Origin of the sequence: Flavonifractor sp. An91 (assembly GCF_002159225.1) — a bacterium.
GTDB lineage: Bacteria > Bacillota > Clostridia > Oscillospirales > Oscillospiraceae > Flavonifractor > Flavonifractor avicola.
This window is the reverse complement of the sequence record NZ_NFHA01000013.1, coordinates 25,368-42,233: the sequence shown is the minus strand read 5'-3', so window position 1 is coordinate 42,233 and position 16,866 is coordinate 25,368. Positions and strand designations below refer to the sequence as shown.

At 60.0% G+C, this 16,866-nt stretch carries 16 protein-coding genes and 1 other annotated feature; of the genes, 8 read left to right on the top strand and 8 right to left on the bottom strand.

The window, feature by feature from the left end; translation table 11 throughout:
- Positions 1 to 162: 162 nt before the first annotated feature.
- The 4 genes from B5G42_RS09155 to cysK all read left to right on the top strand — a co-directional run bounded on the left by B5G42_RS09155 (position 163) and on the right by cysK (position 4,300).
- Positions 163 to 1,167 (top strand): methionine ABC transporter ATP-binding protein, encoded by a 1,005-nt coding sequence (locus B5G42_RS09155; protein WP_087189290.1) that lies wholly within the window; start codon positions 163 to 165, stop codon positions 1,165 to 1,167.
- Positions 1,160 to 1,915 (top strand): methionine ABC transporter permease, encoded by a 756-nt coding sequence (locus B5G42_RS09150; protein ID WP_087269345.1) that lies wholly within the window; start codon positions 1,160 to 1,162, stop codon positions 1,913 to 1,915. The genes B5G42_RS09155 and B5G42_RS09150 overlap by 8 nt, the downstream gene beginning before the upstream one ends.
- A 131-nt stretch (positions 1,916 to 2,046) precedes the next feature.
- Positions 2,047 to 2,290: a binding site (T-box leader), on the top strand.
- Between the two features lie 71 nt (positions 2,291 to 2,361).
- Positions 2,362 to 3,255: a MetQ/NlpA family ABC transporter substrate-binding protein gene (locus tag B5G42_RS09145; protein ID WP_087269342.1), complete on the top strand. Its 894-nt coding sequence runs from the start codon at positions 2,362 to 2,364 to the stop codon at positions 3,253 to 3,255.
- A 130-nt stretch (positions 3,256 to 3,385) separates the two neighbouring features.
- Complete coding sequence (gene cysK / locus B5G42_RS09140) at positions 3,386 to 4,300, top strand: cysteine synthase A (RefSeq protein WP_087269339.1); 915 nt, start codon at positions 3,386 to 3,388, stop codon at positions 4,298 to 4,300.
- Positions 4,301 to 4,342: 42 nt separating this feature from the next.
- Here the strand turns inward: cysK and B5G42_RS09135 are convergent, their stop codons facing one another.
- Together B5G42_RS09135 and B5G42_RS09130 are read right to left on the bottom strand one after the other, a co-directional pair.
- Complete coding sequence (locus B5G42_RS09135; protein ID WP_087269336.1) at positions 4,343 to 5,053, bottom strand: helix-turn-helix domain-containing protein; 711 nt, start codon at positions 5,051 to 5,053, stop codon at positions 4,343 to 4,345.
- A 72-nt stretch (positions 5,054 to 5,125) separates the two neighbouring features.
- Entirely contained in the window at positions 5,126 to 5,572 is a 447-nt protein-coding gene (locus B5G42_RS09130; protein WP_087189295.1) for an RrF2 family transcriptional regulator, read from the bottom strand.
- Positions 5,573 to 5,866: 294 nt separating this feature from the next.
- Between B5G42_RS09130 and aroF the strand changes: the two genes are divergently transcribed.
- Positions 5,867 to 6,883: a 3-deoxy-7-phosphoheptulonate synthase gene (gene aroF, locus B5G42_RS09125; protein ID WP_087269331.1), complete on the top strand. Its 1,017-nt coding sequence runs from the start codon at positions 5,867 to 5,869 to the stop codon at positions 6,881 to 6,883.
- Between the two features lie 14 nt (positions 6,884 to 6,897).
- Positions 6,898 to 7,758 (top strand): prephenate dehydrogenase, encoded by an 861-nt coding sequence (locus B5G42_RS09120; RefSeq protein WP_087269328.1) that lies wholly within the window; start codon positions 6,898 to 6,900, stop codon positions 7,756 to 7,758.
- 37 nt (positions 7,759 to 7,795) lie between these two features.
- Here the strand turns inward: B5G42_RS09120 and B5G42_RS09115 are convergent, their stop codons facing one another.
- Positions 7,796 to 8,725 (bottom strand): LCP family protein, encoded by a 930-nt coding sequence (locus B5G42_RS09115; protein ID WP_242961189.1) that lies wholly within the window; start codon positions 8,723 to 8,725, stop codon positions 7,796 to 7,798.
- 198 nt (positions 8,726 to 8,923) lie between these two features.
- Complete coding sequence (locus tag B5G42_RS09110) at positions 8,924 to 9,691, bottom strand: C40 family peptidase (protein WP_242961183.1); 768 nt, start codon at positions 9,689 to 9,691, stop codon at positions 8,924 to 8,926.
- Between the two features lie 172 nt (positions 9,692 to 9,863).
- Between B5G42_RS09110 and B5G42_RS09105 the strand changes: the two genes are divergently transcribed.
- Positions 9,864 to 10,847 carry a helix-turn-helix transcriptional regulator gene (locus B5G42_RS09105; RefSeq protein WP_087269319.1) on the top strand — a complete coding sequence of 328 codons (984 nt, stop codon included), beginning with the start codon at positions 9,864 to 9,866 and terminating at the stop codon, positions 10,845 to 10,847.
- A 1-nt stretch (position 10,848) separates the two neighbouring features.
- Here the strand turns inward: B5G42_RS09105 and B5G42_RS09100 are convergent, their stop codons facing one another.
- Complete coding sequence (locus B5G42_RS09100) at positions 10,849 to 11,181, bottom strand: arsenate reductase family protein (RefSeq protein ID WP_087269316.1); 333 nt, start codon at positions 11,179 to 11,181, stop codon at positions 10,849 to 10,851.
- A gap of 3 nt (positions 11,182 to 11,184) precedes the next feature.
- The gene (locus B5G42_RS09095; RefSeq protein WP_087269313.1) at positions 11,185 to 11,406 is read right to left on the bottom strand and encodes a DUF1653 domain-containing protein; all 222 of its coding nucleotides are present in this window, start codon (positions 11,404 to 11,406) and stop codon (positions 11,185 to 11,187) included.
- A 344-nt stretch (positions 11,407 to 11,750) separates the two neighbouring features.
- Between B5G42_RS09095 and B5G42_RS09090 the strand changes: the two genes are divergently transcribed.
- Positions 11,751 to 13,409 (top strand): ribonuclease J, encoded by a 1,659-nt coding sequence (locus B5G42_RS09090; protein WP_164475018.1) that lies wholly within the window; start codon positions 11,751 to 11,753, stop codon positions 13,407 to 13,409.
- Between the two features lie 503 nt (positions 13,410 to 13,912).
- On the opposite strand, the gene eno is transcribed toward B5G42_RS09090, so the two are convergent.
- Together eno and gpmI are read right to left on the bottom strand one after the other, a co-directional pair.
- A complete protein-coding gene (eno, locus tag B5G42_RS09080) occupies positions 13,913 to 15,214 on the bottom strand; it encodes a phosphopyruvate hydratase (RefSeq protein ID WP_087187863.1) in 1,302 nt (433 codons plus the stop codon).
- A 129-nt stretch (positions 15,215 to 15,343) separates the two neighbouring features.
- Positions 15,344 to 16,864 (bottom strand): 2,3-bisphosphoglycerate-independent phosphoglycerate mutase, encoded by a 1,521-nt coding sequence (gene gpmI / locus B5G42_RS09075; RefSeq protein ID WP_087269303.1) that lies wholly within the window; start codon positions 16,862 to 16,864, stop codon positions 15,344 to 15,346.
- Between the last annotated feature and the right edge of the window lie 2 nt (positions 16,865 to 16,866).

The window sequence follows — 16,866 nt, the reverse complement described above, 5'->3', positions numbered from 1 at the left end:
GTACCTCTGTAGGGGCCGATGCCCACATCGGCCCGTCTCTTCCCTCCCGAAACACCTTGACAGCCCGTCCCGGTTGTCATAGAATATTCCCGATGCAAACATCCCGGTGTTTTGTCAAAACCGGAGGTATTACATACAAATCAGACGAAGGAGAACAGACCTGTGATCGAACTGAAACACTTATCCAAGGTCTTTCCCACGGCGGACGGGGACTTTGAGGCCCTGTCGGATATCAACCTGACCATTGGGGACGGGGATATCTTTGGTATCGTCGGCATGAGCGGCGCGGGTAAATCCACCCTGGTGCGCTGCATCAACCTGCTGGAGCGACCCACCCAGGGAGAGGTCCTCATCGACGGAGAGAACCTGATGGAACTCTCCCCTGCCCGTCTGCGCCAGACCCGCCGGTCCATCAGCATGATCTTCCAGCAGTTTAACCTGCTGATGCAGCGGACCTGCCTGAAGAACATCTGCTTCCCCATGGAGATCGCCGGTGTTCCGGCGGCGGAGGCCAAAAAGCGGGCTCTGGAGTACCTGGATATCGTGGGCCTGCCTGACAAGGCCAATGCCTACCCCGCTCAGCTGTCCGGCGGCCAGAAGCAGCGCATTGCCATTGCCCGCGCTCTGGCTTCCAACCCCAAGATGCTGCTGTGCGATGAGGCCACCTCCGCTCTGGACCCCACCACCACCCGCTCCATCCTGAAGCTGATCCAGGACATCAATAAGCGCCTTGGCATCACTGTGGTGGTCATCACCCACGAAATGGCGGTGGTGGAGGAGATCTGCACCCATGTGGCCATTCTGGACCACGGCCATATGGTGGAGACCGGCACCGTGGAGGAGGTTTTCTCCAACCCCAAGACCGAGGCCGGCCGCAAGCTGGTGTTCCCCGAGGGCGCTCATATCGACCAGTTCCCCGTGGCCAGCGTGGTGCGGGTGGTATTCAACGGCGGCTCCTCCTATGAGCCTCTCATCGCCTCTCTGGCCATCGACTGTGGGGTCAAGGTCAACATTCTGGGTGCCGATACCCGCAACGTGAACGGCAAGGCCTTCGGCTCCATGCTGCTTGGCCTGCCTGAGGACAAAACCGAGGCCGCCAAGGCCATGAACTATCTGCGCGCCCAGAAGGACGTGACTGTGGAGGAGGTGCCTGATTACCATGGCTGATCTGCTGCAAAATGAAGAGGTCCTCCGTCTGCTGGAGCTGAGCAAAAACGGCCTGCTCTTTGCCATCTGGGAGACCCTGTATGTAACGGTGATCTCCACCTTCTTTGCCTATGTCATCGGTCTGCCCCTGGGTGTCATCGCCGTGGTGGGTGAGCCCAATGGCGTACTGCCTCTGCCCCGTCCGGTGATGGCAGTGCTGAATTTTGTGATCAACATTCTGCGTTCGGTGCCCTTCCTCATCCTGATGGTGGTGGTTATTCCCCTGTCCCGGCTGATCCTGGGCACCTCTATCGGCACGGTGGCCACCATTGTGCCTCTAATCGTGGCTGCCTTCCCCTTTGTAGCACGTCTGGTGGAGGCCTCTCTCCGTGAGGTGGACAGCGGCGTGGTGGAGGCCGCCCAGTCCATGGGCTGCTCTCCCTTCCAGATCATCACCAAGGTGATCCTGCCTGAGAGCCGTCCCTCCCTGATCTCCGGCTTCACCACCGCCTTCATCACCATCCTCAGCTACGGCGCCATGGCGGGCGCCATCGGCGGCGGCGGTCTGGGCTCCATGGCCCTGAATCTGGGCTACCAGCGCCGCATGAATATCATCCTGTGGGTATCTGTGGTGGTGCTGGTCATTCTGGTGCAGATCTTCCAGTCCATCGGTACCCGGGCCTCTGTCCGGCTGGATAAGCGTATCCGCAGCACAGACCGGAAGAAGAAGCTCAAGACCAACCGGGCGGAAAAGTCCGGAATCCAATAATCATCTGTTTGGACGGGGTGCGCAAACTTTTTGGTATGCGTACCCCGTTCTTTTGTTGAAACTGTCCACTTGACGAATGAGTGAGGGAGGCATATACTAAATGCAACCCAAAGGGAACTGAATAACGCCCCTCAAACGCAATGAAGAGAAGAGTAACCAGAAAGATACGGCACAGAGAGCCCGGTATGGTGGGAACGGGTACGGAAGGTTTTGGTGAAGATGGTCTTGGAGCGGCGCACCGACTACCGTTTGGTATAGGCTGCGACGGGAGCGCCCGTCAGCGCGCAGGAGTATGACTGTACTCCATAAGGCCCCTGTCGTGAGGCAGAGGTGAAACAAGGTGGTACCACGAAGCGGAAAGCTCTCGTCCTTGAACATTCTTCAAGGGCGTTTTTTTGTACTCTGATTTGGGTAACACCTGTGAACATGAAAAGGAGAAATATACCATGAAGAAGCTTGTCTCTCTGCTCCTGACCGGCGCTCTGTCTTTCGGCCTGCTGGCCGGCTGCGGCGGCGGCAACTCCGGCTCCGCCAACACCCCCGCCGGTAATTCCGAGACCCCCTCCGGCAACTCCGAGACCCCCGCTGTGGAGAACACCGCCTCTCTGGAGGGCACCACCATCAAGGTCGGCGCCACTCCCGCCCCCCACGCTGAGATTCTGGAGATAGCCAAGGGCATCCTGGCTGAGCAGGGCATCACCCTGGAGATCGTGGAGTTCAACGACTACATCCAGCCCAACCTGGCGGTGGAGAGCGGTGAGCTGGACGCCAACTACTTCCAGCACATCACCTACATGAACGAGTTCAACGTCAGCGACGGCACCCACCTGGTCAGCGCCGCTGAGATCCACTACGAGCCCTTCGGCCTGTATGCCGGCAAGACCGCCAGCATCGACGAGCTGGCTGACGGCGCTCAGATCGCCGTGCCCAACGACACCACCAATGAGGCCCGCGCCCTGCTCCTGCTCCAGCAGGAGGGCCTGATCACCCTGAAGGAGGGTGCCGGCATCACCGCTACCAAGGCCGACATCGCTGAGAACCCCAAGAATCTGGACATCGTGGAGCTGGAAGCCAGCCAGCTGCCCGTCCGTCTGGGCGATGTGGATATGGCCGTCATCAACGGCAACTATGCCATCGACGCCGGCCTGAAGGTTTCCGACGCTCTGGCCGTTGAGTCCGCCGACGGCGAGGCCGCCCAGGCTTACGTCAACGTGCTGGCCGTCAAGGAGGGCCACGAGAACGATCCCGCCATCCAGGCCCTGGTGGAGGCCCTCAAGAGCGACGAGGTCAAGACCTTTATGGATGAGACCTACGAGGGCGCCGTTGTCCCCATGTTCTAATCTTTCCAGCATCTAAGCAAGGCCCGCCGGATGGTGGGCCTTGCTTATTGTCCAAAATTCCTATTGAATTCGTGGGATTTATGTGGTATGCTGATAGCAACCTGAGAAAAATGATGGGAGGCAATCTACCATGAAAATCGCCCATTCCATTCCTGAATTGATTGGCAATACCCCCCTGCTCCGTCTGGAGCGCTTTGCCCCCGGCGGCGGTATCCTGGGCAAACTGGAAAGCTTTAATCCCCTGTCCTCCGCCAAGGACCGTGCGGGACTGTATATGATCCGGGCCGCTGAGGAAGCCGGCCTGCTGAAGCCGGGTGCCACCATCGTGGAGCCCACCAGCGGCAATACCGGCGTGGCCCTGGCCTATATCGGCCGCCAGCGGGGCTATCAGGTGGTGCTCACCATGCCTGAGACCATGAGCCAGGAGCGCCGCTCCCTGCTGTCCGCTCTGGGGGCAGAGCTGGTACTCACGGAGGGTGCTAAGGGCATGAGCGGTGCCATTGCCAAGGCCAAGGAGCTGCTGGAGGCCGACCCCTCCGCCTGGATGCCCGACCAGTTTAACAACCCCGCCAACGCCAAGGCCCATTATGAGACCACCGGCCCTGAGATCTGGCGGGATACCGACGGCACGGTGGACGTGTTGGTGGCCGGCGTAGGTTCCGGCGGCACCATCACCGGCGCGGGCCGCTTCCTGAAGGAACAGAACCCCCACATCAAGGTAGTGGCGGTAGAGCCCGCTGAATCCCCTGTCCTGTCCGGCGGCCAGCCCGGCCCCCACAAGATTCAGGGCATCGGTGCCGGCTTCGTCCCTGGTACCCTGGATATGGGGGTGGTAGACGAGGTCCTCCCCGTCCCCGGCGCAGAGGCCATTGCTGCCGCCAAGGAGCTGGCACGGGCCGAGGGTATTCTGGTGGGCATCTCCTCCGGTGCCGCCGCCTGGGCGGCCCGGGAGCTGTCCAAGCGGCCCGACTTCCAGGGCAAGACCATCGTAGCCGTTCTGCCCGACACCGGCGAGCGCTACCTCTCCACCGGCATCTACGCATAAAAAAGAAAGGGCGCTGCTCACGCAGCGTCCTTTTTTCTTTCCTCAGCGTTTTGGAACCCCCAGCAGCCACAGGGCTGCGCCAGGGATGGCGCATATCTGAGGGCGGAGCACAAGGAATACCAACTGGCGATTCATGAGCCATATATACGCCGGGATCTGAGGAACTTCTACCAGCGCATCATAGGGCACGCCCAATGCGGTCTGGATCACCTGGATCAGTCCCACCACCAGCGGCGGAAGCAGCAGTACCACATATACCGCCATCAGAAGCAACACACCCCGCCGGGCCCAGGCCATCCACGTCCGCTCTTCCGGCGGCCGGATCACTCGTAGCAGCCACAGCCCCTGAAGGGCGCACCAGCCCAATATCAGCCATAAGGCGGGCCTCAGCAAACCGTTGGTAAGGGCGGTCACCAGCACCGCCCCTACATTGCCACGCTTTAGCATCTCATTCAGCAGCGGCGCAGGAAGCGTCAGCAGCAGAAAAATCGACGCCAGGATCAGACAGCCCACTGCCAGCCGCTTGGCCTCCCGCTGCTTGTCCTGCTCCACAGGCAAGCCATACAACACCTGATTTACATCAGTCTCCAGCGCCTGGGCGATCCTGACCAGCATCTCAATGTCCGGCCTGCTCCTGCCCGTCTCGTAGTTAGACACCGTCTGTCGGGTAACAAATAGAGCTTGCGCCAGTTCCTCCTGGGTCATGCCCTTTTTCTCCCGCAGCGTCCTGATGTTCTTTCCAATATCCCGCATATCCGCTCACCTCGTCTACAGGATAAGCCGGACCTTCGGATTTGTCACGCAAAGAACCTTTTACATAGGAACTCAGTCGGCGTTTTCGCAACTCTCCGGACACTTCTCCTGATGCCGGCGGACCAGATCGGCCAGGGTCACATGATCCACCACCCCGGACACCGCAGCCTGGATCTCCCTCCAAATCTCCACGGTAACGCACCTGTCTGCCCGTCCGCACCGGCACACATCGTCGGCATCGGCACAACTCACCGGAGCCAGATTACCCTCCAGCACCCGCAGGATCTCGCCTACCGTGTATTCCTCCGGCTCCCGGGTCAACAGGTAGCCGCCGCCGGCGCCCCGCACCGAGCGCACCAGACCAGCCCGAGAGAGCTGGGTCACAATCTGCTCCAAATATTTGTCGGAAATATCCTGCCGCTGGGCCACATCCCGCAGAGGCACCGCAGTACCGTGGCTATGGAGCGCCACGTCCAGCATCAGCCGCAGGGCATATCGTCCCTTGGTAGAAATTTTCATACGATCCCTCCTGACTTTTCAAATATAATACCATAATACTGGTAGGATTTCAAGCAAAATTTCCCCTTGACTTTCGCACCAAAAAGTGCTAAAGTCTCTTTCAAAGGAAGGAGCGTGCCCGTCATGCTGAAGCGTACCGGTTATGGATACGGCTATTACCGCTGCTATTTTGCCAGCGGTGTTTCTGCCTGCCCATAACCGGCTGACCGGGTTTCGTTCTGATAACGGACGGAAAAGATCCGCAGCTGCCTTTGGGCGGCTGCGGATCTTTTGTATTTGGAAAGGAGAACACATATGGTCGTTATTATGAAGCGGGGCTTTACCCCTGAGGAACTGGAAAAAGCCATCCTCACCATGGAGGAGGGCGGCGTCAAGGTCATGGTGTCCAAGGGCGCTGAGACCACCATTTTGGGTGCCGAAGGCAATGCCGACGGCATTGACCAGGAGAAGCTGTCCCTGCTGCCCGGCGTGGACCGGGTGATGCGGGTCACCGAGCCCTATAAGAAGGCCAACCGGAAGTACCACCCGGAGGATACGATCATCGACCTGGGGGGCGGCGCTCTGGTGGGCGGCGAGAAGCTGGCCGTCATTGCCGGTCCCTGCTCGGTGGAGAGTGAGGAGCAGATCGTGGGCGTGGCCCAGGCCGTCCAGGCCGCCGGAGCCGCCGCCCTGCGTGGAGGCGCCTTCAAGCCCCGCACCTCCCCCTACTCCTTCCAGGGCATGGGCAATGACGGCATCCGGCTGCTTCAGGAGGCCCGCGCAGTCACCGGCCTGCCCATCGTCACCGAGATCATGTCCACCGACAACGTGGAGATGTTCGAGATGTGTGTGGACGTGATCCAGGTGGGTGCCCGGAATATGCAGAACTTCGACCTTCTGAAGCAGCTGGGCAAGACCACCAAGCCCATTCTGCTCAAGCGCGGTCTCTCCTCCACCATCGAGGAGTGGCTCATGTCCGCCGAGTACATCATGGCCGGCGGCAACGAAAAGGTCATCCTGTGTGAGCGGGGCATCCGCACCTTCGAGACCTTCACCCGCAATACTCTGGATCTGTCGGCAGTGCTGGCGGTGAAGCAGCTGTCCCACCTGCCGGTGGTGGTGGACCCCTCCCACGCCTGCGGCAAAGCCTGGATGGTGGAGCGGATGAGTATGGCGGCCCTGGCTGCCGGGGCCGACGGCCTCATTGTGGAGGTCCATAACGATCCTCCCCATGCCCTCTGTGACGGGGCCCAGTCCATCACCCCCGCCCAGTTTGACGCTCTGATGGACAAGCTGCGTACCCTGGCCCCCTGCGTGGGCCGTACCCTGTAAAAGGAGGCCGCAACATGAAAAAAACACTTGTTATCGTAGGCCTCGGTTTGATCGGCGGCTCCATGGCCTTGGCCCTGAAGGGCTTTGAGGACTATGAGATCGTAGGCGTGGACGTGTCCCAGCCCACCCTGCGCTACGCCAGCGAACACGGCGTGGGCGACCGGGTCACCGAGTACGCCGCCGATGTGATCCCCCAGGCCGATGTGGTGGCTCTGGCCCTTCATCCCCAGGGCATCCTGGACTTTCTGCACACCTACAAAGACCAGTTCAAGCCCGGCGCACTGGTGTGGGACGTGTGCGGCGTTAAGTCGGCCATTCTGGAGGGAGCAAACTGTCTGCCCGACACGGTGGACTTCATTGGCTGCCATCCTATGGCTGGTACTGAGTTCTCCGGCGTGGAACACGCCTTTGCCGAGCTGTTTCAGGGCTCTCACTTCCTGCTGATCCCCCGGGAAACCAGCCAGCCGGAGCACCTGGCCCTGTTGGAACGTCTGGCCGCCTATATGGGCTGCAAGGACGTCCATCGCACCACCGCCCAGGCCCACGACGCCCTCATCGCCTATACCAGCCAGGTCATGCACATTATCGCCGTGGCGGTGTGTGATGACCCCACCCTCTTTGATTGCAAGGGCTACGAAGGCTCCTCCTTCCGTGGCTGTACCCGGGTGGCCGCTCTGGATGTGGGACTGTGGACCCAGCTTTTCTCCCTCAACCAGCCCGCTCTGCTGGAGGTGCTGGACCGGCTCATCGGCAATCTCCAGTCCTACCGGGAGGTGCTGGCCACCGGCGACCGGAAGGCCCTGGCAGAGAAGCTGGCCTTCTCCGCCGCCCGCAAGCGGCAGATGGACCTGCCCGGTCCCGATCTGCTGGAGTAAATCAAAAGGACGTGCCTTTGAGGCACGTCCTTTTTGATTATTGATATTGAAAGATATTCATATCCTCCAGAGTCAGATCCTGGTCGTAGGGATTGATGAGCTGGTTGACGGTCTCCAGGGTCTCCTCCGGGTAGAGCTGATAGCAGTATTGGCCCCAGCCTGGATAGTAGGTGTTTCCGTCTCCGGTAAGGGTGGCGCTGGTCATGCCGTTCTCAAAGTCAAAGCCCAGGGCAGGCTCCGCAAACCACAGCATCTCACCGAACTCCAGGTTGGTGTTCACATACTCCAGGAAGATCTCGATATAGCGATTGATCTTCTGGGGGTTGGACAGGGCCTTTTTCAGGATGGTACCGATCAGCTGCTGCTGGGTCCTGGTACGTCCGATGTCGTTGTCCGGATAGGCGGAGTAGATGTTGTCGGGATAGGTACCAGGTCCATCGGAGTTTTTCCGGCACCGGGCCACGTTAAGCACGTCCTGCCCGTCCAGATGCTGGAGGCCCGGCTCATAGTGAATGTGCAGATCCTGGGTGGGATCGTCATAGGCCATGTGGACGGGCACATTGAACTCAATGCCCCCCAACTCATCCACCAGCTCCTTGAATCCATCCATGTTGACTCCCACATAGAAGTCAATGGGGATACCCAGCATATCCGATATGGTGTCCCGCAGGGCCTCGATCCCCTGTTGGTAGACTGCGTTCAGCTTGCCGCTCTCCACCAGGGTATCTCTGGGGATGGATACCATGCCCACCGTCTGCGCCACCGTATCATAGGTGCAGACAATCATGGTATCAGCATTGCTGCCCACCTGATCCTTGGCCACCAGCAGAAAGGTATAGGTATAAGGTTTTCGCTGCCGGCCTGTGGTGGGCTCGGCACTGGTCCCCGGCTGAGCAGGTTCCGGCGTGGGTTCCGCCGCCATTTCCGGCTCCTTGGCCAGCAGCTTGTAGACGCAGAACAGCGTCACGATCAAAGCTGAGATGACCACAAGAATTCCATAAAAAATCTTCGCCGCCCGCCGTGCCGGGGAAGTCCGGCGGCGGCGTTTCTTTCGGTGTGTCTGGGCCACTGAGGCGCGCCCCTTTCTCCAATCGCATTATGTCAACAAACAGTATCAGTATAGAGGAGAATGGCCCATCTGGCAAGTGTTTGCCGCAAATTTTTATCAAGTTGTCAGATTCTCCCCTCCCAGTGGAAAGACAGTGCCCGCCGTCAGCAGCTTTTCCCGCAGATCCGCCCGGTAGTCAGGCTGTGCCGGGTCCAGGCTGTTGACCACCACCCCGTCGCTGCCCGCTCGGGCAGTGGAGTGGATATACCTTCCCTCCCCCAGATAGAGGGCGATGTGCCCCGGAAAATAGAGCAGATCCGCCTGCCTGCACTCCTCCAGCGGGATGGGCCGCACCGGGTATCCCGGCACGATGCGGGCATCCCGGTAGAGGAGCACTCCACTGAAAAACCAGGACATAAAAGTAAGCCCCGAACAGTCGATTCCCATGGGGGACTTTCCGCCCCAGCGGTACTGGGTGCCCAGATAGCTCCTGGCCCGCTCCACCACCCTGGCCCGGAGCTGTTCCTCCGGCAAATCACAGGGTTTAGCGCAATATTCCTCCAGGAAACTACCTTTTGTATAGCCTTTCCGTCCATCTGGCAGTTCAATCAGCCGCCAGCCCTCGGGAACAGCTTCCTCTATGGCAGCGGTCAGACTGCCCCGGGGCAGGGTAGTCAGCACCGGCCGCTCCACCTCCGGCCCGGCCAGTACATCGGCAAAGGGCGCGGTCACCACCATTTTCCCCTGAAGGGGCCATTCCCCCGCCGGGGCCAGCTGCTCCCGCCGCACCCAGCCGGAATAGCCGTAGTGGGTACGGACCCGCCACCAGTCGCCCTGGGCTTCCTCCGGTCCATAGACCGGCCAACCCATCAGGATCTCGTCCACCCGTTCTTTCTCCCCACCCGGTCCCGCATGAAGGGGGCAGAGGGGAACTGCTGCAACATATATCATAGGCCCTCGCAATCTCCACCTATTTGTGGTATGCTGAATGTACGGTTTATGGGACAGTAAATGTGATAGTCTAACTGGTAACACGGTAATAAAGGGGGTCGCTTCCATGCCGAAAAGCGCCAATCAAAAGTTGAAACTGCTCTGTCTGTGCAAGCTGTTGTGGGAGAGCACCGACGAGGAGCACACCCTTACCGTCCCTGAAATCATCTCCCGTCTGGAGGAGTGGGACATCAAGGCCGAACGGAAGAGCATCTACTCCGATATGGAAGCCCTGCGTCAGTTTGGGCTGGATGTGCAGTGCCGGAAGGGCCGCTCGCCGGGCTGGTTTTTGGGGGAGCGCCCCTTCCAGCTGGCGGAGCTGAAGCTGTTGGTGGACGCGGTCCAATCCTCCCGCTTCATCACCCAGCGGAAGAGCAGCCAGCTGATCCATAAGCTGGAGTCCCAGGCCAGCATCCACCAGGCCCGCCAGCTCCAGCGCCAGGTCTATGTGGACCGTCGGGTAAAGACCATGAACGAGAGCATCTACTACACCATTGACAAGCTCCATACCGCCATTGCAAACCGGAAAACCGTGACTTTTCTCTACTTTGAGTATAACGTCCGCAAGGAAAAGGTGTTCCGCCATGATGGCCGCCGGTACACCGTCTCCCCCGCCGGTCTGATCTGGGACAACGAGAATTACTATCTGGCCGGCTATGACCACCGCTCCAAGGAGCTGCGCCACTACCGGGTAGACAAAATGGCCGATCTGGCCGTCACCTGCCTGCCCCTCACCGGGGTGCCGGAACACTTTGATATGGCAGCCTATGCGGGAAAACACTTCGGTATGTTCTCCGGCCGGGAGGGACAGGTCACGCTCCGCTGCCGCTCCAGCCTGGTGGGCGTGGTGCTGGACCGCTTCGGCCTGGATGCCATTCTGGTGCCTGACGGAGAGGATCATTTTGCCGTTACGGTCTCTGCTGTGGTCAGCCCTCAGTTTTTAGGCTGGCTCTTCGGCCTGGGGGATGGGGTGCAGCTGCTCCGGCCCCAGTGGGCGGTGGAGGCCCTTCAGCAGCAGCTTTCTGCGGTAACCGGGCTGTACCAGAGCTGACTCAGCTCCAGCTCTCCCATACCTCCGGGCAGTAGCCCACGGTGGCCTGCCTGCCGTTGCGGACGATGGGGGTCTTGAGCAGCTTGGGATTGTCCAGCAGCTTCTCCAGCTTGTCAGAGTCATAGGCCAGGTAGTTGAGCAGGGCGGCGTCCGGATGCTTCTGATCAATGAGGTTATTCAGTCCCACCGCATTGACCACGCTTTTGAGCTCCCCGGCGCTCATACCGTACTTACCCAGATCCACCGCCTGGAACTTGATGCGTCGCTCCTTGAACCAGCGCTCCGCTTTTTTCGTGTCAAAGCATTTGTTCTTTCCAAAAATCTGAATGTTCATGGCTTACTCTCCTATATAGGTGAACCGGGGGCCCTGATAGCCGTCCCGCTCCACAATCTCATTCCACATGGCCGCCGGCCGCACCCAGATGCCCCGCTCTCCGTAGAGGGCCTGATAGACCACCATGCACTCCAGCGTCTCCGAGTGGCGGGCCACATAGAGCAGCTGATATTCGTTGCCCGTAAAGTGGCGGTAACGGCCAGGCCGCAGCTGCGCCTCTTCCATTCATTCCACGCTCCTTTCCATTTTCTTCGGTATTGTATCATATCCGCACCTCCAGAACAACCAAGGGGAACCCTGTCGCAAAATAATGGTATACTTTCCCCGGTTTGCGTGGTATAATACAGATGCTAATTATGGCTTTATGCGCAACATTGCGCTTTGAATAAGGCAAGGACACAGCATGGATAGAGGCGCCAAGCGGTGCATGGCCGTTCCCTTTTTCCGGCGAGGCAGGGCCGGAAAGAGCGGAATACCACCGCTTTTCTTTTTGTGCGCTCAGATCCGGACCGTGCCCACTGATAAATACGAAAAACGGATTGATTGTAAAGGAGTGTAGTAAGACTTTTATGGCTGAAAAACTGAAAATCATTTCTCTGGGTGGTCTGAACGAGATCGGCAAGAACCTGACCGTCTATGAATACGGCGGGGATATGATCATCGTGGACGTAGGTATGGGCTTCCCGGATGACGATATGTACGGCATTGACGTGGTCATCCCCGACTTCTCCTACCTGATCAAGAACAAGGACCGTATTCGGGGTATCTTCCTGACCCACGGTCATGAGGATCACATCGGTTCCATCCCCTATCTTCTGCGGGATGTGAACGTCCCCATCTACGCCACCCGCATGACCGCCGGTCTGGTGAAACTGAAGCTGGAGGAGCACCGTCTGGTGAACAAGACCAAGCTCATCACCTGTGAGGCTGGAGAGACCGTGAAGGCGGGCAAGTTCACCGTGGAGTTCATCCATGTGAACCACTCCATTGCCGACGCCTGCGGCTTTGCCATCAAGTGCGCCGTGGGTACCGTCATCCATACCGGTGACTTCAAGATCGACCCCACCCCCATCCAGGGCGGTATGATCGACCTGGGCCGTCTGGGGCAGTTGGGCAAGGAGGGCGTTCTGGCCCTGTTGGCCGACTCCACCAATGTGGAGCGTCCCGGCTTCACCAAGAGCGAGCGCAGCGTAGGCGACTCCTTCGACGCTCTGTTCCGGGGCTGTGAGCAGCGCATCATTATCACCACCTTCGCCTCCAATGTGGACCGCATCCAGCAAATCATCGACGTGGCCGCCCGGTATGGCCGCAAGGTGGCCGTGACCGGCCGCTCCATGGAGAACGCCATGAAGGTGTCCACCGAGCTGGGCTATATGAAGATTCCCGACGGGGTGCTGGTGGATCTGGCTCATATCAAGAGCCTGCCCAAGAACAAGATCTGCATCATCACCACCGGCAGCCAGGGCGAGACCATGTCGGCCCTCACCCGTATGGCCTTCAACACCCACCGCCAGGTGGATATCCAGGCCGGTGACCGGGTGATTCTCTCCGCCTCCGCCATTCCCGGCAATGAAAATGCCATTGGCAGCGTCATCAACGAGCTCTACCGCAAGGATGCCGAAGTGGTGAACGAGCGTGAGCGTGCCCTCCATGTTTCCGGCCACGCCTGTCAGGAGGAGCTGAAGATCATCCACGCTCTGGTGAAGCCCAAGTTCTTTATCCCCGTTCACGGCGAGCAGCGGATGCTGAAGATCCACGCCAAGCTGGCCCAGCAGATGGGCATGAACCCCAAGAATATCATCATCAGCGACATCGGCAAGGTCATTGAGCTGACTCCCAACTCAGCCAAGATCAACGGCACTGTGCCCGCCGGCCGTGTATTTGTGGACGGCTACGGCGTAGGCGATGTGGGCAGCGTGGTGCTGCGGGACCGCAAGCATCTGGCCGAGGACGGCATGATCGTGGTGGTGGTGTCCATGTCCGGGGAGGACGGCACTGTGGTGTCCGGCCCCGATATCATCACCCGCGGCTTTGTCTATGTGAAGGAGTCCGAGGGTCTGATGGAGGAACTGCGGAAGGTGGCCGTCACCGCCCTGGAGAATTGCCAGCGGGATAGCCTCACCGACTGGGCCGCTATCAAGTCGGAGATCAAAAACTCCATGTCCAACTTCCTGTACAAGAAAACCAAGCGCAACCCCATGATCCTCCCGGTTATCATGGAGGTCTAATATCAAATAAGAAGCGGCTGCCGCAAATGCGGCAGCCGCTCTTTTCACTAAAAAACGGGGCCGCTGCCAATGGCAGCGGCCCCTTGTGCTTGTCTTCTGTTGTCACGCTTCGCGCCCTCCGCGACGGCACACAGCTCACCGCTGCGCAAAAAACACCTTTGGCCTGCGACCAAACTGCTTTTTTGTCTCCGCGGCTCGCTGTGCGCCTGCTCCCGGGCGCTCAGCGCTTCTCCTTACTTCAGGTTGAAGAAAGCGTCCTTGCCCAGGTACTGAGCCACATCGCCCAGCAATCCCACAGAAAGCTGTAGCTTTCTGCGGGGGCCCAAATTGATTTTACTTGCTCGGGGCAAATGAATTGCCCCTGCGCCAAGGTTTTGGGCAAGCCCAAAACGCTTGTACGGCGCAAAGCGCCGCCCCATCCATGATGGGGCCCAGGAGGAGCCGGGCGATACAAAAAACGGGGCCGCTGCCATTGGCAGCGGCCCCGTTGTGCTTGTCGAAACTTACTTCAGGTTGAAGAAAGCGTCCTTGCCCAGGTACTGAGCCACATCGCCCAGTTCCTCCTCGATGCGGAGCAGCTGGTTGTACTTGGCCACACGGTCGGTGCGGCTGGGAGCGCCGGTCTTGATCTGGCCAGCGTTCAGAGCCACAGCGATGTCGGCAATGGTGGCGTCCTCGGTCTCGCCGGAGCGGTGAGACACGATGGCGGTGTAGCCGGCGCGGTTGGCCATCTGGATGGCGTCCAGGGTCTCGGTCAGGGTGCCGATCTGGTTGACCTTGATCAGGATGGAGTTGGCAACCTTCTTCTCAATGCCGGTAGCCAGACGGGTGACGTTGGTGACGAACAGGTCGTCGCCCACCAGCTGCACCTTGTCGCCGATGGCCTTGGTCAGCATAGCCCAGCCTTCCCAGTCGGTCTCGGCCATGCCGTCCTCCAGGGAGATGATGGGGTAGGTCTCCACGAACTTCTTCCACATATTGACCAGCTGCTGCTGAGTCATCTTCTTGCCGGACTTGGGCTGGATATAGCACTTCTCTTCCTCGTTCCACCACTCGGAAGAAGCGGCGTCGATGGCGATCATGAAGTCCTCGCCGGGCTTGAAGCCGGCCTCCTCGATGGCCTTCACGATGACCTTCAGAGCGTCCTCGTCCTTCTTCAGGTTGGGAGCGTAGCCGCCCTCGTCGCCCACGCCGGCGGCGGGAGTGCCGTTCTCCTTCAGGGTGGTCTTCAGCTTGTGGAAGACCTCGGCGCACATCCGCAGAGCCTCACGGAAGCAGCAGGCGCCCACGGGCATGATCATGAACTCCTGGATCTCCACGTTGTTGGTGGCGTGAGCGCCGCCGTTGAGGATGTTCATCATGGGCACGGGCAAAGTCTTGGCGTTGACGCCGCCAATGTAGTTGTACAGGGAGGTGCCCAGGCTCTCGGCAGCGGCCTTGGCGCAGGCCAGGGAAGCGCCCAGGATGGCGTTGGCGCCCAGCTTGGTCTTGTTGGGGGTGCCGTCCAGAGCGATGAGGGCCTTATCGATAGCGGTCTGGTCCAGCACGTTCATGCCCACCAGGCACTCGGCGATCTCGGTGTTGACGTTCTTCACAGCGGTGAGGACGCCCTTGCCCAGGTAACGGCTCTTGTCGCCGTCGCGGAGCTCACAGGCCTCATAGATGCCGGTGGAAGCGCCGGAGGGCACAGCAGCGCGGCCCACAGTGCCGTCTTCCAGATAAACCTCAACCTCAACGGTGGGGTTGCCGCGGCTGTCCAGGATCTCACGGCCCAGAACGTCAACGATCTCGATGATCTGCTTCATGGTAAAAAACTCCTTTCGTATTGGCGGCGGGGGATGACCCCCGCCATACAGGGGTATCGGATTGTGGGGGGCGGGCCTTCGGCCCGCCGGGTCAATATTTGGTACGGCGGAACTTCCGCCGGATACCGCTTAGTTGAGGATCAGGGTCTCTCCGTCCATTTCTGCGGGCTTTTCAAGGCCCATCAGATCCAGCATGGTGGGGGCGATGTCGGCCAAGCGGCCGTCCCGCAGCTTCACGTCGGCGCCCACGATGTAGAAGGGCACCAGATTGGTAGTGTGGGCGGTGTAGGGAGTGACCCCGTCGTCGTCCAGCATCCGGTCGGCGTTGCCGTGGTCGGCGGTGATGAGGGTCACGCCGCCCATCTTGGTGGTGGCCTCCACCACCTTGCCCACGCCCTCGTCCACAGCCTCCACGGCCTTCACAGCGGCGTCAAACACGCCGGTGTGACCCACCATGTCGCAGTTGGCGAAGTTGAGGATGATGACGTCGTACTTGCCGCTCTCGATGCGCTTAACGGCCTCCTCGGTGACCTCGGGGGCACTCATCTCGGGCTGCAGGTCATAGGTGGCCACCTTGGGGGAGGGGATCAGGCACCGGTCCTCGCCGGGGAAGACCTGCTCGGCGCCGCCGTTGAAGAAGAAGGTCACATGGGCATACTTCTCGGTCTCGGCGATGCGCAGCTGGGTGTAGCCCTGGCGGGCAATGTACTCGCCAAAGATGTTCTCCAGCTCCCGGTGGGGGAAGGCAATGAGCACATTGGGCATGGTAGCATCATACTCGGTGGTGCAGACGTAAGTCACGGGGAAGTAACCCTTCTTCCGCTCCACGTCGGTGAAGGCGGGGTCCACAAAGCAGCGGGTGATCTCCCGAGCCCGGTCGGGGCGGAAGTTCATGAAGATGATGGAGTCGCCCTCCTTCACCTTGCCCTCCTTGGTGCACACCACAGGCTCCACAAACTCGTCGGTGACACCGGCGTCATAGGACTTCTGAACGGCGTCCACAGGATCGGCGTTCTCGGTGCCCACGCCCAGCACGATGGCGTCATAGGCCCGCTGCAGGCGGTCCCAGCGCTTGTCACGGTCCATGGCATAGAAGCGGCCCATGACGGTGGCCACCTGGCCCACGCCCAGCTCCTTGCACTTGTTCACCAGCTGCTCCACGTACTCCTTGCCGGAGGCGGGGGGCACGTCACGGCCATCCAGGAAGCAGTGGACGAACACCTTGTGCAGGCCGCGCTTCTTGGCCATCTCCAGCAGGGCGAAGATGTGGGTGATGTGGCTGTGGACGCCGCCGTCGGACAGCAGGCCGAACACGTGCAGCGCGCCGTCCCGCTCCTTGCAGTCGTCCATAGCCTCGATATAGGCCTCATTCTCAAAGAAGGTGCCGTCCTGAATGGACTTGGTGATCCGGGGCAGGTCCTGGAACACCACCCGGCCTGCGCCGATGTTGGTGTGACCCACCTCGGAGTTACCCATCTGTCCCTCAGGCAGGCCCACATCCATGCCGGAAGCCGCCAGCTTGCAGCCGGGGTTCTCGGCAAAGATCTTGTCCAGATTGGGGGTGTGGGCGGCGGCGATGGCGTTGCCGGTCTTGTCGCCCCGCAGGCCGAAGCCGTCCATGATAATGAGGGTAGTCGGTGTTTTACTCATAG

What these genes read in the sequence shown, in the direction of transcription:
- B5G42_RS09150 (WP_087269345.1), top strand. Translation starts at nt 1,160, where the DNA reads ATGGCTGATCTGCTGCAAAATGAAGAGGTCCTCCGTCTGCTGGAGCTG.
- B5G42_RS09145 (WP_087269342.1), top strand. Translation starts at nt 2,362, where the DNA reads ATGAAGAAGCTTGTCTCTCTGCTCCTGACCGGCGCTCTGTCTTTCGGC.
- cysK (WP_087269339.1), top strand. Translation starts at nt 3,386, where the DNA reads ATGAAAATCGCCCATTCCATTCCTGAATTGATTGGCAATACCCCCCTG.
- B5G42_RS09135 (WP_087269336.1), bottom strand. Translation starts at nt 5,053, where the DNA reads ATGCGGGATATTGGAAAGAACATCAGGACGCTGCGGGAGAAAAAGGGC.
- B5G42_RS09130 (WP_087189295.1), bottom strand. Translation starts at nt 5,572, where the DNA reads ATGAAAATTTCTACCAAGGGACGATATGCCCTGCGGCTGATGCTGGAC.
- aroF (WP_087269331.1), top strand. Translation starts at nt 5,867, where the DNA reads ATGGTCGTTATTATGAAGCGGGGCTTTACCCCTGAGGAACTGGAAAAA.
- B5G42_RS09120 (WP_087269328.1), top strand. Translation starts at nt 6,898, where the DNA reads ATGAAAAAAACACTTGTTATCGTAGGCCTCGGTTTGATCGGCGGCTCC.
- B5G42_RS09105 (WP_087269319.1), top strand. Translation starts at nt 9,864, where the DNA reads ATGCCGAAAAGCGCCAATCAAAAGTTGAAACTGCTCTGTCTGTGCAAG.
- B5G42_RS09100 (WP_087269316.1), bottom strand. Translation starts at nt 11,181, where the DNA reads ATGAACATTCAGATTTTTGGAAAGAACAAATGCTTTGACACGAAAAAA.
- B5G42_RS09095 (WP_087269313.1), bottom strand. Translation starts at nt 11,406, where the DNA reads ATGGAAGAGGCGCAGCTGCGGCCTGGCCGTTACCGCCACTTTACGGGC.
- B5G42_RS09090 (WP_164475018.1), top strand. Translation starts at nt 11,751, where the DNA reads ATGGCTGAAAAACTGAAAATCATTTCTCTGGGTGGTCTGAACGAGATC.
- eno (WP_087187863.1), bottom strand. Translation starts at nt 15,214, where the DNA reads ATGAAGCAGATCATCGAGATCGTTGACGTTCTGGGCCGTGAGATCCTG.
- gpmI (WP_087269303.1), bottom strand. Translation starts at nt 16,864, where the DNA reads ATGAGTAAAACACCGACTACCCTCATTATCATGGACGGCTTCGGCCTG.